General features: G+C 54.3%; 1 pseudogene. It reads left to right on the top strand.

Annotated features, from left to right (window positions below):
* Positions 1 to 534: pseudogene (locus R7Q46_RS29895) on the top strand (conjugal transfer protein); the annotation flags it as partial.

Raw genomic sequence — 534 nt, 5'->3', positions numbered from 1 at the left:
CTCGGGCAAGACCCGTATGTTCGACATCCTGATTTCACAGGCCATTCTGCGTGGGGAAGCCGTGATCATCATAGACCCGAAAGGGGATAAGGAGATGCGGGACAATGCCCGACGTGCCTGTGAAGCTATGGGGCAGCCGGAAAGATTCGTCTCATTTCATCCAGCATTCCCGGAAGAGTCGGTGCGTATCGACCCTCTGCGTAACTTCACCCGCGTGACTGAAATTGCAAGTCGTTTGGCAGCGTTGATCCCGTCCGAAGCAGGGGCCGACCCGTTCAAATCATTTGGATGGCAGGCACTGAACAACATCGCTCAGGGCTTGGTCATCACTCATGATCGTCCCAACCTGACAAAGCTCCGCCGATTCCTTGAAGGTGGCGCTGCTGGCTTGGTCATCAAGGCCGTTCAGGCTTACTCAGAGCGAGTTATGCCCGACTGGGAGGCAGAAGCAGCGGCTTATTTGGAGAAAGTCAAAAACGGTTCGCGTGAGAAGATCGCTTTCGCGTTGATGAAGTTCTACTACGACATCATCCA

Source organism: Vibrio sp. 811, from assembly GCF_033339195.1.
The sequence above is the reverse complement of the archived record's forward strand: the minus strand, read 5'-3'. Positions and strand labels throughout refer to the sequence as shown.